General features: G+C 67.2%; 12 protein-coding genes. 4 read left to right on the forward strand and 8 right to left on the reverse strand.

Translation table 11 applies throughout. The features are described 5' to 3' along the window. Nucleotides 1–2: 2 nt before the first annotated feature. A complete protein-coding gene (gene fadD6, locus A5651_RS13750) occupies nucleotides 3–1,811 on the reverse strand; it encodes a long-chain-acyl-CoA synthetase FadD6 (RefSeq protein ID WP_066981327.1) in 1,809 nt (602 codons plus the stop codon). Nucleotides 1,812–1,869: 58 nt separating this feature from the next. Next, nucleotides 1,870–2,430: a TIGR00730 family Rossman fold protein gene (locus A5651_RS13755; RefSeq protein WP_066981330.1), complete on the reverse strand. Its 561-nt coding sequence runs from the start codon at nucleotides 2,428–2,430 to the stop codon at nucleotides 1,870–1,872. Nucleotides 2,431–2,488: 58 nt separating this feature from the next. Here A5651_RS13755 and A5651_RS13760 point away from each other — a divergent pair, with 58 nt between their 5' ends. Next, complete coding sequence (locus A5651_RS13760) at nucleotides 2,489–4,567, forward strand: AAA family ATPase (RefSeq protein WP_066981333.1); 2,079 nt, start codon at nucleotides 2,489–2,491, stop codon at nucleotides 4,565–4,567. Nucleotides 4,568–4,638: 71 nt separating this feature from the next. On the opposite strand, the gene abc-f is transcribed toward A5651_RS13760, so the two are convergent. Beyond that, nucleotides 4,639–6,228, reverse strand: a complete 1,590-nt coding sequence (abc-f, locus tag A5651_RS13765; RefSeq protein WP_066981337.1) for a ribosomal protection-like ABC-F family protein — start codon at nucleotides 6,226–6,228, stop codon at nucleotides 4,639–4,641. Nucleotides 6,229–6,345: 117 nt separating this feature from the next. Then, complete coding sequence (gene dapE / locus A5651_RS13770) at nucleotides 6,346–7,410, reverse strand: succinyl-diaminopimelate desuccinylase (protein ID WP_066981341.1); 1,065 nt, start codon at nucleotides 7,408–7,410, stop codon at nucleotides 6,346–6,348. A 71-nt stretch (nucleotides 7,411–7,481) separates the two neighbouring features. On the opposite strand from dapE, the gene dapD reads away from it, so the two are divergent. After that, entirely contained in the window at nucleotides 7,482–8,429 is a 948-nt protein-coding gene (gene dapD, locus A5651_RS13775) for a 2,3,4,5-tetrahydropyridine-2,6-dicarboxylate N-succinyltransferase (protein WP_066981344.1), read from the forward strand. On the opposite strand, the gene A5651_RS13780 is transcribed toward dapD, so the two are convergent. Further along, nucleotides 8,404–9,825, reverse strand: coding sequence for an acyl-CoA synthetase (locus tag A5651_RS13780; protein ID WP_066981347.1), 1,422 nt, complete (start codon nucleotides 9,823–9,825; stop codon nucleotides 8,404–8,406). The genes dapD and A5651_RS13780 overlap by 26 nt on opposite strands. Before the next feature lie 91 nt (nucleotides 9,826–9,916). Here A5651_RS13780 and A5651_RS13785 point away from each other — a divergent pair, with 91 nt between their 5' ends. After that, entirely contained in the window at nucleotides 9,917–10,399 is a 483-nt protein-coding gene (locus tag A5651_RS13785; protein WP_066981516.1) for an NUDIX hydrolase, read from the forward strand. Between the two features lie 21 nt (nucleotides 10,400–10,420). On the opposite strand, the gene A5651_RS13790 is transcribed toward A5651_RS13785, so the two are convergent. Continuing rightward, entirely contained in the window at nucleotides 10,421–10,666 is a 246-nt protein-coding gene (locus A5651_RS13790; RefSeq protein WP_369803951.1) for a hypothetical protein, read from the reverse strand. Nucleotides 10,667–10,812: 146 nt separating this feature from the next. Between A5651_RS13790 and A5651_RS25380 the strand changes: the two genes are divergently transcribed. Continuing rightward, nucleotides 10,813–11,190, forward strand: a complete 378-nt coding sequence (locus A5651_RS25380; protein ID WP_156662887.1) for a hypothetical protein — start codon at nucleotides 10,813–10,815, stop codon at nucleotides 11,188–11,190. 29 nt (nucleotides 11,191–11,219) lie between these two features. Here A5651_RS25380 and A5651_RS13795 read toward each other — a convergent pair whose 3' ends face one another. Beyond that, nucleotides 11,220–12,182 (reverse strand): proline dehydrogenase family protein, encoded by a 963-nt coding sequence (locus tag A5651_RS13795; RefSeq protein ID WP_066981352.1) that lies wholly within the window; start codon nucleotides 12,180–12,182, stop codon nucleotides 11,220–11,222. Then, the gene (gene pruA / locus A5651_RS13800; protein ID WP_066981355.1) at nucleotides 12,182–13,816 is read right to left on the reverse strand and encodes an L-glutamate gamma-semialdehyde dehydrogenase; all 1,635 of its coding nucleotides are present in this window, start codon (nucleotides 13,814–13,816) and stop codon (nucleotides 12,182–12,184) included. The genes A5651_RS13795 and pruA overlap by 1 nt, the downstream gene beginning before the upstream one ends. Nucleotides 13,817–13,881 lie beyond the last annotated feature (65 nt).

Here is a 13,881-nt window from a genome sequence, read left to right on the forward strand (position 1 = left end):
CGCTACTTCGGCTTCTTGCCGTCCTTCACTTCGGTGAGGTAGTCGTCGTAGTACTCGACGTAGCCTTCGTCCGGCCCGGACAGCACGTAGATCGGGTCCTCGATGTCGTTGGCTTCCTCGTCGCCCTCGCCGGAGTTGCCGCCGTAGCCTTCCTTGCGCAGCTCCGTCTTCTGGCTCTTGAACGTCGAGGTGTGAGCGAGTTCCTCGACGACCCGGACGAACAGCGGGACGGCGTAGGGGGGCAGATTGTCGTAGGCGGCCTTGGCGAGCGACTTGCCGTCGAACTCCTTGCCCTCCTTGAGCTGGATCGCGGCCATGCCCGCCTTGCCGCCGACATCGGGCACCTCGACGCCGAACACCGTCGCCTCTTCGATCTGCGGATCGGTCGATATCGCGGCCTCCACCTCGGTGGTGGCGACGTTCTCGCCCTTCCACCGGTACGTGTCGCCGAGCCGGTCGGTGAACGCGGCGTGGCCGAACCCCTGCGAACGCATCAGGTCACCAGTGTTGAACCACACGTCGCCCTCTTTGAAGGCGTCGCGCACCAGCTTCTTCTCCGACTCCTCCTTGTCGGTGTAGCCGTCGAACGGCTGGAAGTTGCTCACCTTTGACAGCAGCAGGCCCGGCTCGCCGTTGCGGACCTTTTTGCAGCGGCCGTTTTTATCGCGCTTGGGGTCACCGGTTTCCTCGTCGTACTCGACGAACGCCACCGGCGTCGGGCAGATGCCGGTGGTCTTGTCGACGTTGAGCACGTTGACGAACGCGGTATTGCCCTCGCTGGCGGCATAGAACTCGCACACCCGGTCGATCCCGAACCGCTCGGTGAACTTGTCCCAAATGGCCGGGCGCAAACCGTTACCCGCGATCACCCGCACCTTGTGCTTGCGGTCGGTGTCCTTCTCCGGCTGATTGAGCAGATACGCGCAGACCTCGCCGATGTAGACGAATGCGGTGGCGTCGTAGCGGATCACCTCGTCCCAGAACTTCGACGCCGAGAACGACTTGCCCAGTGCCAGAGTTGAGCCGCCGTTGAGCACCGCCGACAGCGCAACCGTCAACGCGTTGTTGTGGTAGAGCGGTAGGCAGCAGTACAGGGTGTCGTTGCTGTTCAAGCGCATTCCGAGGCCGCCGAAGCCGGCCAGCGCTCGCAGCCACCGGTAGTGCGTCATGATGCTGGCCTTCGGCATACCGGTGGTGCCGGAGGTGAAGATGTAGAACGCCTTGTCCTTGGCCAGCACCGCCGAGGTCGCCGCCGGGTTCTCGGTGGGCGCGGTCTCGGCGAGCTTGTCGAACTCGTCGATCGTCACCAAGCCGTCGGTGTCCGCGCCGCTTTCTTTGATCGGGTCGACGAAGTCGGGATCGGCGACGATCACCTTGGCCGACAGCAGCCCGAGGCTGTGGGAGAGCACGTCGCCGCGCTGGTTGTAGTTCAACATTCCCGAGATCGCGCCGCACTTGACCGCCGCCAGCATCAACAGCACCGGTTCAGGCGAGTTACGCAGCATGATGCCCACCACGTCGCCCTTGCCGACGCCGCGCGCAGCGAGCACCGCGGCGTACCGGTTCACGGCCTTGTTGGCCTGCTTGTAAGTGATCTCCTGGTCTTCGAATTTGATGAAGACTTTGTCGGCGTACTGGGCGGCGCGCTCCTGGAATACCCGGCCGATTGACGTCTTGGCCGTCGGACGGGCACCGAAGCCGGTGATGACGCCGCGCAATATCGTCGGCGCGTCGGCAATGAGCCCGGGTACTTTCGTGGCGATGTCGAGCAGCCCTACGCTGCTGCGGGTTCCCGACTTCTCGTCAGTCATGCGGCGATCCCCTCCGATGTGAACTTGTCCGACACCCTAGCCATGCGGGTGAGCGCCATCACCGGGCCGGTGCGCAGGCCGCCAGAGCATCGTCGATGTCGTCCACCACAACAAGCCGATCCAATGCCGCCTGGCCGACATACCCGCTGTCGACGAGTCCGTGCAGCCAGGCAAGCAACCCGTCGTAATGCCCGAACGGGTCGAGCATCACCACCGGCTTGCTGTGCATACCCAAATAGCCGGCTGTCCACGCTTCGAAGAATTCCTCGAGGGTGCCGATACCCCCCGGCAGTGCGATGAATGCGTCGGCGCGGTCTTCCATCACCTGCTTGCGTTCCCGCATCGTCTCGGTGACGACCAGCTCGTCAGCGTCGACGTCGGCGAGCTCGCGGTGCACGAGCGCCTTCGGTATCACGCCGATGGTGCTGCCGCCGCGCGCCCGCGCCCCGGTGGCCACCGCGCCCATGGCCGAGACGTTGCCGCCGCCGGACACGAGCGACCATCCGCGTTCGGCGATCGCTGCGCCGAGCCGGCCCGCCAAGTCCAGCAGTTCGGGATGGGTCGGCACCGACGCGCAGTACACGCAGACCGCCCACTCGCTCCGCTGTTCTGGTGACACTCCGACAACGTAGACGAGTACGGCCCGGCGACCGAGCCCACACCCTAAACTCCGGCGGGTGCCCGTCGACTGGAAAAACGCACCACTGCAGCCGGCGGCCGGGCAGGTCGAGTCGACGGTCCGCGAGGCGGGCGGCGTGGTGCTCATCGGGCGGGCCGGGGCGGGTAAGACGACGGTGGCCCGCGCCGCGAGCGAACAGCTCGACGGGCCGACGGCATGGGTGACCGGGACGGTGTCGGACCGCGTCGTCCCGTTCGCAGCAGTGCGCGACCTCGTCGACGTGCCCGACGACGGCAAGACGGCCGCGGTGCTGCGGGCAGCCAGGGAGTCCGTTGCCGACGGGCTGCTGCTGGTCGTCGATGACGCGCATCTGCTCGACCATCTTTCGGCGACGCTGGTGTACCAACTCGCCATCGGCGGCGCGGTGCGGCTGCTGGTCACCGTGGATCCCGATGAGGGCGCGCCGGATTCCATCACCGCGCTGCAGCTGGACAACGTGCTGCCGCGCATCGAACTCGCGGCGGCGCCCATGGACCGCAAGCGGCTGGACGCATCGGTGCGTGAATTCGTCGCGGCGCTTCCCGCCGAGGCGCAGGCGGTGCTGGAGGTTCTGGCCGTCGCCGATCCGATGCCGCTGACCGACATGACGGCACTGGCTGGTGAGGGTGCCGTGCAGGCCGCGGTGAGCGCGGATGTCGTTCATGTTGCTCACGACGTGGCGCGCGCGACGCACCCGCTCTACGCCGACGCGATCCGTGCGCAGCTGTCGGACGCCGATCTGCAGGCGCGACGTGCCGCACTCTATGAACTGATGTCGGCCCGAGAGCCCCACGATGTCGTCGACCGGCTCCGGCTGGCTGTGCTGGCGCTCGACAGCGACAACTCCCAACCGGTATCGGATGTGGTGGCCGCGGCGGCCGATGCGTTGCGGCTCGGCGATCTGCCGCTGAGCGAGCGGCTCGGCGAGGCGGTGCTGGCCCGCGACCCCGATCTCGACGCGCGGCTGACGCTGGCGCAGGCGTTGGCGTGGCAGGGCCGCGGGCGCGAGGCCGACGAGGTGCTCGCCGCCGTCGACCCGGCCGGCCTGTCGGACACGGAGTTGATGGCGTGGGCGCTGCCGCGGGCGGCCAACCAGTTCTGGATGTTGTCGGAGCCGGAACGGGCGACGGCGTTTCTGCAGACGACCCGCAAGCGCGTCACGTCGCCGGCAGCGCAGACGACGGTGGACGCGCTGTCGGCCACGTTCGCGATGAACGCGGGCCGTCCGGGCCGGGCGCTGGAGCTCGCGCAGGAGGTGTTGGCATCGCCGTACGCCGACGACACCGCGGTGGGTTGGTCGGCTGCCGCGGCGGCGCTCAGCTGCGCCCGGATGGGCCGGTTCACCGACGTCGACGCTCTCGCGGAGCGCGCGATGGCCGCGCAGCATCCGGGCCTGCTGCGCTTCACAAGCGGGTTCGGTCAGACGTCGGCGCTGGTGATGGCCGGCGAGTTGGATCGGGCGCAGGCGCTTGCGCAGCAGCTGACCGACTTCGCGCAGATGCAGCAGCCGGGGCGGGCGATCGGTGAGGTGCTGGTGGCCGACGTGCTGCTGGCGCGGGGCGCGGCCGCTGACGCCGCAACACTGTTGCGCGGTGCGGCTGAGGCGTTGGCGCCGACCGGGTATTCGTGGGGGCCGCTGGCGTTGATGCTGCTGAGCCGCGCGCTAGGCGAGCTCGGCGAGATGGGCGAGGCGTCAAAGATGTTGGCGCGGGCTGAGTCTCGGCACGGGCTGAAGTCGATGCTGTTCGCGCCGGAGCTGGCGTTGGGCAGGGCGTGGACGACGGCCGCGCGCCGCGATCCGGCGGAAGCACGCTCGGTGGCGCGCGGAGCGGGCCGCGCAGCTGAACGCGGCGGCCAGCACGCCGTGGCGTTGCGCGCGTATCACGACGCGGTGCGGCTCGGCGATATCCGGGCCGTCGACGCGCTCACCCGGCTCTCCGATGTCGACTGCGTATTCGGCAGGCTCGCGTTGCAGCACGCCCGCGCCTTCGTCGCCGGTGACGCCGATGACCTGCAAGCGGTGTCGGCCGCGTTCAGCGACATCGGCATGATGGCCGCCGCGGCCGATGCGGCCCGACAGGCCGAATCCGCCGGCTAACCCTGACTCGCGAAACGGAATTCCAGCACCGAAAGTACGACTAGCGGCGTGCTGGAATTCCGTTTCGCGAGTCAGGGCAGCCCAATGGTCCGGTCGATGGCGATGTTTTCGAGAAATCGCGTGTCGTGGCTGACGACGACGAACGCGCCGCGATAGGCGTTCAATGCGGACTCCAGTTGTCGGATGCTGAGCAGATCGAGGTTGTTGGTCGGCTCGTCGAGCAGCAGCAGCTGCGGCGCGGGTTCGGCGTACAGCACGCATGCCAGCGTGGCCCGCAACCGCTCTCCTCCCGACAGCGCACCGACCGGCAGGTGAATTGTGTTGCCGCGGAACAAGAACTGCGACAGCAGATGCATCCGCCGCGTCTGCGTCAGGTGAGGCGCATAGGCGACGAGATTTGCCAGCACCGTGCGGTCCTGGTCGAGCAGGTCGAGCCGCTGTGACAGGTAGGCCGTGCGACGGTCGGCCCGATGAATCGTTCCGCTGTCCGGTTGCAGCTCGCCGGCGATGATCCGCAGCAGCGTCGACTTGCCTGCGCCGTTGTGCCCGACCAGGGCGATGCGTTCAGGTCCGCGAATGGTGAGGTCGATACCGTCGCCGAACAGCCAATGGTCGCCGTAGCGGATTCGTAACCCGTTGCCGATAAACAGGTTACGACCGGTTGGCAGCGCGGTGTCGGGCATCTCCAACACCAGCGTCGGGTCGTCGCGAAGGCCTCGTTCGGCGTCATCCAACCGAGCCCTTGCGCTGTCGACCCGAGCCGCATTCACGCCGTCGATGCGCCCGGCCGACTCCTGCGCACTGCGTTTCCTGGCACCCGCGATGATCTTCGGCAACCCGGCGTCTTTGATGTTGCGCGCCGCATTGCTCGACCTGCGGGCCGCGCGTTCGCGCGCCTGCTGCATCTGGCGTTTCTCGCGTTTCAGCTGTTGCTCGGCAGTGCGGATGTTCTCCTGCGCAAGCCGTTGCGCTTCGCGCACCGCGCCTTCGTATGCAGTGAAATTACCGCCGTAGAAGGTGATGCCCCTGTGCAGCTCCGCGATGCGGTCCATCCGGTCCAGCAGCACGCGATCGTGGCTCACCAGCAGGACGGTGCCCTCGTAGTCGTCGAGCACGTCATACAGTTTGGCGCGCGCATCGGCGTCGAGGTTGTTGGTCGGCTCGTCGAGCAGCAGCACGTCGGGCCGCTTCAACAGCTGGGCGGCCAGCCCGAGCGAGACCACTTCACCACCGCTGAGCGAGGACAGCCGCCGCTCGAGGTCGAGGTGTCCGAGGCCCAGCCGGTCGAGCTGGGCGCGGATGCGTTCCTCGATGTCCCAATCGTCACCGATGGTGCCGAACACTTCCTCGCTGGCGTCGCCGTTGGCCAGCGCGGTGAGCGCCGCGAGTACCGATGCGACGCCGAGTACCTCGGCGACGCTGCGCCGGCCGTCGAACGGCAACGTTTGCGGCAGGTAACCGACGGATCCCTCGACGGCGACCGACCCCGCCGTCGGCTGACACTCGCCGGTGATCAGCTTGAGCAGGGTGCTTTTTCCCGCGCCGTTGGGCGCGACGAGCCCGGTGCGGCCGTCACCGACGGTGAAGGACAACGACTCGAACAGCGGTTCTTCGCCGGGCCACGCGAAGGACAGATTCGTACAGACGATAGATGCAGACATGTGAGAGCTCGTGATTCACGGAAGCGGGACGGAAACATCGATTCGGGCAGCCCCGAAAGGCCCAGAAAGGCCCCGAAAGACATCGTCAACTCACATGCGTCCAGGCTAGGCGTCGCGTCAAGCGGTTAAATAGCCGCGCAACATCTCGGTGGCGGCGGTGATCGCAGCCACCTCGACGCCTTCGTCCATGCGGTGGGCAAGGTTCGGGTCGCCGGGCCCGAAGTTGACCGCTGGCACGCCCAGCGCCGCGAAGCGCGCCACGTCGGTCCAGCCGTACTTCGCTCGCACCTGTCCGTCTGCGGCGTCGACCAGCGCGGCGGCGGCCGGCTTGGTCAGTCCGGGCAATGCTCCTGCGGCGGCATCCGTCTGCTCGATGTCCACGTCGAGGCCGTCGAGCACCTCGCGCACATGCTCACCGGCCTGCTCGACGGTGCGGTCCGGCGCGAAGCGGTAATTGACCGTCACCGACGCCGTATCGGGAATGACGTTGCCGGCCACGCCGCCGTCGATGCGCACGGCGGACAACCCTTCGCGGTAGACACATCCGTCGATGTCGACGCTGCGCGCCTCGTAACGCCGCAGCCGGTCGAGCACCGCGCCCAGTTTGTGAATGGCGTTGTCGCCCAACCATGATCGCGCCGAATGCGCTCTGGTGCCGTGAGCGCTCACCACGACGCGCAGCGTGCCCTGGCAGCCGGCTTCGATGTACCCCCCGGACGGCTCGCCGAGAATCGCCACGTCGGCCCGCAGCCAGTCCGGCAGTTCCCGCTCGATGCGGCCCAAACTGTTTGCCGCGGCTTCGATTTCCTCGCAGTCGTACATGATCAGCGTGATGTCGTGGGCCGGCTCGTCGATGGTGGCGGCCAGATGCAGGAACACCGCATCACCGGACTTCATGTCGGACGTCCCACAGCCGTGCAGCACGCCGTCGGCCAACCTGCTCGGCACGTTGTCGGCGATCGGAACGGTGTCGAGGTGTCCGGCGAGGATCACCCGCGACGACAGGCCGCGGTGGGTCCGGGCCAGCACGCTGTTGCCCGTGCGGAGGATCTCGAATCCTGTGGTCTGGTCGCGAAGCGCGGCTTCGACCTCGTCAGCGATGCGCTGCTCATGGCGCGACTCGCTGGGAATGTCCACCAGCGCCGCGGTCAGCGTGATCGGATCGCCGCGAAGATCGAGCACAATTCACCAGGCTAGCGGGTCACTTCCGCGGGCAGACACCGCCGGAACCGCATCCAGTAACCTCTTGCAGCGTGACCCGAGCAGCTTCTGGCGTCGGCGTGGCGACGATCGCCGCCGACGGAACCGTCCTCGACACGTGGTTTCCTGCCCCCGAATTGGCAGGTGACGGCCCGTCGGGCACCGTTCGCCTCTCCGTGGCCGAAGTGCCCGCGGAGCTGGCCGAGCTGGCGGGCCGCGACCACGATCGCGACGTCGACATCGTGGTGGTGCGCACAGTGATCGCGTCGTTGGAGGACAAGCCGACCGACACTTACGACGCCTACCTGCGGCTGCACCTGCTCTCACACCGGTTGATCCAGCCGCACGGCGCCAGCGTCGATGGCATCTTCGGCGTTTTGGCGAACGTGGTGTGGACGAATTTCGGGCCGTGCGCCGTCGACGGTTTCGAGGCCGTGCGGGCCCGGCTGCGCCGCCACGGCGCGGTGGCCGTGTACGGCATCGACAAGTTCCCGCGGATGGTCGACTACGTCACTCCGACGGGCGTCCGCATCGCCGACGCGGACCGGGTTCGCCTCGGCGCCCACCTGGCGGCGGGGACAACCGTAATGCACGAGGGCTTTGTGAACTTCAACGCGGGCACGCTGGGCGCGTCGATGGTGGAGGGCCGGATTTCGGCGGGTGTCATCGTCGACGACGGCTCAGACGTCGGGGGCGGCGCGTCGATCATGGGCACGTTGTCGGGCGGCGGCACCGAAGTGATTTCGGTCGGCAAGCGATGCCTGCTCGGCGCCAACTCCGGGTTGGGCATTTCCTTGGGCGACGACTGCATCGTCGAGGCCGGTTTGTACGTGACCGCGGGCACGAAGGTGCAGACGGCGGACGGCAAGACGGTCAAGGCTCGCGAACTGTCGGGCGCCGACAACCTTCTGTTCCGCCGCAATTCGCTCAGCGGCGCAGTCGAGGTCGTCAAGCGCGACGGTACGGGCATCACGCTCAACGAGGCGTTGCACGCCAACTAGACGTCATCTCCTTCTTCAGCACCTTGCCCATCGCGTTGCGGGGCAAGGCGTCGACGACGCGCACTTCCCGCGGCCGCTTGTGTACCGAAAGCTGTTCTGCCACATACTCGATGAGAGCCTGCGGATCGGCGTCGCCGACGACGAAGGCGACGATGCGCTGGCCCAGATCGTCGTCGGGAACACCGACGACGGCGGCTTCGGCCACCCCGGGATGTCCGAGCAACACGGTTTCGATCTCGCCCGCACCGACCCGGAAGCCGCCCGTCTTGATCAGGTCCACCGATTCCCGGCCGACGATGCGGTGCATGGCATCACCGTCGATGACCGCCGCGTCACCTGTGCGGTACCACCCGTCGGGGTCGAAGGCCGCCGCGGTCGCATCCGGCCGGTTAAGGTAACCGTCGAAGATCGTCGGCGCCTTGACTTGCAGGGCCCCAATGGTTTCGCCGTCATGCGGCACGGGCGCGCCGTCGTCATCGACCAACCGCGTCTGCACCTCGCGCAGCGGAAGACCAACCCAGCCAGGCCGTCGCTCCCCGGCTGCGAAAGTGCTGACGGTGATCAGGGTTTCGCTGGCGCCGTACCGCTCCACCGGCGGGTGGCCGGTGAGTTCGGCGAGCCGGTCGAACACCGGCACGGGCAGCGCCGCGCTGCCCGACACCAGCAACCGGGCGGATGACAGCGCCCTCGCGGTGTCGGGCTCCCCCACGATTCGCGACCACACCGTCGGCACGCCGAAATACAGGGAACCACGAGCTTCGGCGTACCCGGCCGGCGTCGGTTTTCCCGTGTGCACGAAGCGGTTTCCGATCCGCAGCGACCCCAGCAGACCCAACACCAGACCGTGGATGTGGAACAGCGGAAGCCCGTGCACCAGCGTGTCTTCCGGCGTCCACTGCCACGCCTCGGCGAGTGCGTCGATGTCGGCGGCGATCGCACGGCGGCTCACGATGACGCCCTTCGGCGGACCCGTGGTCCCCGAGGTGTACATGATCAGCGCGGTCGCCTCGGGCGACGGTTCGGGATAGCGGTGCCACGAGCGGGCGTGCAGTCGCACCGGGATATGCGGCAGACCTTCCGGCTCCTCTGGCCGCTCACCGAGCCACAGCTGTGCACCGGAATCGGTGAGAATGTGGCGCCGTTCGGCCGCGCCGACATCGGCGGGCACCGGGACCACCGGCACCCCGGCGATCAGGCAGCCGGTCACGGCCAACACCGTGGTGGCGGTCGGGCGGGCCAGCACGGCCACCCGCTGGGCACCGGCGATGCGTTCGGCCACCGATGTCGCAGCGCCGACCAGATCGCTGCGACTGAGCGTGGCACCGTCGATGCGCACCGCGTCGGCCAGGTCGGCGCCGTTGGCGACGGCCGCAGGGTTCAGCGAGGCCAGCAACACGTCAGCGAGGCTACCTGCCGATGCTCGGCATACTGTGCGCGTGAGTGAGATCAAGCGCGTCGCGTCCCGTGAGGTGTACCGCAACGCCTGGATGACGGTGCGCGAGGACAAGGTGCGCAGGCCCGACGGGTCCGACGGTGTCTACGGCGTCATCGACAAGCCGTGGTATGCGCTGATCATCCCCCGCGATGGCGACCGGTTTCGCCTCGTGGAGCAGTTCCGGTATCCGCTCGGTTTGCGCCGTTGGGAGTTCCCGCAAGGCACGGCGCCTGGGCGGGCCGATCTCGATCCCGTCGAGCTCGCGCATCGCGAGCTGCGTGAGGAGACGGGGTTGCGCGCTGAATCCATGGTTGCGATCGGACTGCTCGACGTTGCGGCCGGGATGAGCAGCCAGCGCGGACGCGTGTTCGTGGCCACCGGTATCACCGAGGGCGACCACGACCGCGAGCACACCGAACAGGATATGCACAGCGAATGGTTCACCCGCGTCGAGCTCGAACGGATGATGCGGGACAACGAAATCACCGACGCGCAGTCGCTGGCGGCGTGGACACTGTTCCTGCTGACCGAATGACGAGATACCCGTCAGACCGATTCAATTGTTCGTGTCCGGGCAATCGACGTCGACATAGACAGTCGTGAACCCCGATGCCTTGTTTGACGTAGCGGGGTTGTGAACGCCTGTGACAACGCAATTCGACAGCGATCCCGTGACGGTGCCGTTGATCATCACGGCAAAGCCTTCGTCTTTCAAGCTCTGCACCACGTCGCTTGCCGACCCAGTACTGCTCGGAGCAGCCATGGCCACCCCGGTCGAACACATTGCGGCGGCCACCATCACGGCAGCCGCACCGCTCACGATCGCACTAGTTGTCATGCCTATGAATACGGCTGTGGTTACACCATGGCACTGAGCCGTTGGCCGAAATTGGGATCGGTAGGAGGGGCTGCGGCCAATACTCGTGGCGCTAACGAAGGGAATCTGCCATGCATCGCACGCTCGTCACGAGGTTCGCCACCGCGGCCGCGGTATCAGTGGGTCTGATGGTCGCCGGATTAGGACTGGCGGCAGCCCCCGCACAGGCCGAAGCCTGTTCGCCGTGGAACGCGAAAACCCCACCATGCGCGCCGCCTGAGGGGCCGCCGGGGACGTGCGACGCCAACGGCGTGTGTGGTCAGCTGTGGTGTCCGGGTTCGGGGATGCGGAACGTACCGAATTGGGACATGAACGTCTGCCACACTTTTTACTTCGACCGCAACGCCCCGTTGACCGAGCCCGTGATGATCCCGGGCCAGCCGCCTGGTCCGCCGCCGCCTCCGCCGCCGCCGTGCATACCGTTCGTCACCTGCCTGCCGGGGTTCTGACGTCGGACCCCACGCACTCGCCGTAATCGTCAGCGGCGGCGCTCGGCCAGCGCACGCAGGAAGAACGTCAGGTTCGCCGGTCGCTCGGCGATGCGCCTGACGAAATAGCCGTACCACTGCGTGCCGAACGGCACATACACCCGCATATGGTTGCCCACCTGGGCCAGCCGCCGTTGCTCTGTATCGCGGATGCCGTAGAGCATCTGGTACTCGAAATCGTCGACACCGCGGTTGGTTTCGCGGGCGAGCCCGGCTACTGCCTCGATGATCTGCGGGTCATGCGATGCCACCATCGGATAACCCGACCCTGCCATCAGCACGTGAAGGCAGCGCAGGTACGAGTCGGTGACCTCGCCGGGATCCCGGAACGCCACCGCGGCCGGTTCGTCATAGGCACCCTTGCACAGCCGGATCCGGGCACCCGAAACCGCGAAGTCCTCGCAATCGCCCAGCGTGCGCTTCAGATAGGCCTGCAAAACGGTGCCCAGCCACGGGAATTCGGCGCGAAGATCTCGCACGATCGACAGCGTCGAGTCGGTGGTGGTGTGGTCCTCGGCGTCGACGGTCACCCACGCGCCGACGCGTTGGGCCCGCTCGCAGATCGTGTAGGCGTTGTCGCGGGCGATCTTCTCGCCGTCGCGCGGCAGCGCCTGCCCCAGCGCCGACAACTTCAGCGAGACCTCGAGCGGACGCACCGGACCGGCACTCTCGTCACGTGTGCCGAGCGCATCGAGCAGGCCGAGGTAGGCCTGTACCGTCTTCTCGGCATCCTCCAACTCGGTGGTGTGCTCGCCCAGATAGTCGATGCTGACCATGCGGCCGCTCTCCCGCAGTCGCGCAACGGAGTTCACGGCATCGATGATCGTCTCGCCAGGCACGAACCGGTGCACTACCGCCCGGGTGACCGGCAGCCGCTCGGCTGTGTGCCGCAACCGGTCGGATCGGCTCACCGCCAGGATCGCCGGCCGCACCACCCGATGGAACAGCGCCATCAGTCCGTCTCCATGTGCGGGTAGCGGTGATCTGTTGGGGGAACGAACGTTTCCTTGATGGACCGGGCAGACGTCCACCGCAGCAGGTTCAGCGCGGAGCCGGCCTTGTCGTTGGTGCCCGACGCCCGCGATCCGCCGAACGGCTGCTGTCCGACCACGGCACCCGTCGGCTTGTCGTTGACGTAGAAGTTGCCTGCAGCAAAGCGCAGCCGGTTCTGCGCCTGCAGCACCGCATGACGGTCATCGGCGATCACCGCGCCGGTCAGCGCATACTTGGCGCCTTTGTCCACCACGTCGAGGATCTGCTCGTAGTCGGAGTCAGGGTACACATACACCGACAGGATCGGTCCGAAGTATTCGGTGCAGAAGGATTCGTCACCGGGATCGTCGGACAACAGCACGGTGGGCCGGACGAAATAGCCTTCGCTGTCGTCGTATTCACCGCCGACGGCGATCGTGACACCGGCAGCGCCCTTCGCGCGTTCGATCGCCTTGACGTTCTTGGCGAACGCGCGGTCGTCGATCAGCGCGCCGCCGAAGTTCGTCAGGTCAGCGACATCGCCGTAGCGCAGCGCCGCCGTCGCCCCCAGGAAGTCGTCCCCCATGGCCGCCCACACCGATCGCGGGATGAACGCCCGCGAAGCCGCCGAACACTTCTGGCCCTGGTAGTCGAAGGCGCCGCGGATCAGCGCCGTGCGCAACACGTCGGGCCGTGCCGACGAATGCGCCAGCACAAAATCTTTTCCTCCGGTCTCGCCGACCAGCCGCGGATAGGTGTGATAGCGGTCGATGTGGCTGCCGACCTCGCGCCACAGGTGCTGGAACGTCGCAGTGGAGCCGGTGAAGTGAATACCGGCCAATCGCGGATCAGCAAGCGCCACATCGGAAACCGCGATCCCATCGCCGGCGAGAAGGTTGATCACGCCCGGCGGAAGTCCGGCCTCCTCCAGGAGGTTCATGGTCAGGTATGCGGCGAAGGTCTGCGTCGGCGACGGCTTCCACACCACCGTGTTGCCCATCAGCGCCGCGGCGCTGGGCAAGTTGCCCGCGATCGCGGTGAAGTTGAATGGGGTGATGGCGTAGACGAATCCTTCAAGCGGCCGGTAGTCGGTACGGTTCCACACTCCGCGGGTGCTGACAGGCTGCTGCGCCAACACTTCTCGGGCGAAGGCGACGTTGAACCGCCAGAAGTCGATCAGCTCGCAGGCCGAGTCGATCTCAGCCTGGTAGGCCGACTTCGATTGGCCGAGCATGGTGGCCGCACACAGTTTCGCGCGCCACGGGCCGGCCAGCAGGTCGGCGGCGCGCAGGAAGACCGCGGCGCGTTCGTCGAACGGCGTGTTCGCCCAGCCGTCCTTAACCGCCATGGCTGCGTCGATCGCTGCGGTCGCATCGCCGCGCTCGGCGTTGGTGAAGGTGCCCAGCCTGGCGCTGTGGCGATGCGGTTGTACGACGTCGACGCGCTGCCCACCGCCCAGCCGGTGGGTGCCGCCGATGACGTGCGGCAGATCGATCGGATCGTGTTCGGAAAGTTCGGCGAGCGCGCCGACGAGCCGTGCGCGTTCCGGGCTGTTCGGTGCGTAATCGAGAACGGGTTCGTTGGCCGGAGCAGGGACTTCGGTGACGGCATCCATGTAGCCATGATCCGCCCCGGACTCGCCTTTGGCGCGGATTTCCCTGCGCGAGCAGACGCGCACGC

Origin of the sequence: Mycobacterium sp. 1274761.0, assembly GCF_001668615.1 — a bacterium.
Lineage (GTDB): Bacteria > Actinomycetota > Actinomycetes > Mycobacteriales > Mycobacteriaceae > Mycobacterium.

Coding starts and splice junctions, on each gene's coding strand:
- fadD6 (WP_066981327.1), bottom strand. CDS start 1,811: ATGACTGACGAGAAGTCGGGAACCCGCAGCAGCGTAGGGCTGCTCGAC.
- abc-f (WP_066981337.1), bottom strand. CDS start 6,228: ATGTCTGCATCTATCGTCTGTACGAATCTGTCCTTCGCGTGGCCCGGC.
- A5651_RS13785 (WP_066981516.1), top strand. CDS start 9,917: ATGACGGTGCGCGAGGACAAGGTGCGCAGGCCCGACGGGTCCGACGGT.
- A5651_RS25380 (WP_156662887.1), top strand. CDS start 10,813: ATGCATCGCACGCTCGTCACGAGGTTCGCCACCGCGGCCGCGGTATCA.
- A5651_RS13795 (WP_066981352.1), bottom strand. CDS start 12,182: ATGGCGCTGTTCCATCGGGTGGTGCGGCCGGCGATCCTGGCGGTGAGC.
- pruA (WP_066981355.1), bottom strand. CDS start 13,816: ATGGATGCCGTCACCGAAGTCCCTGCTCCGGCCAACGAACCCGTTCTC.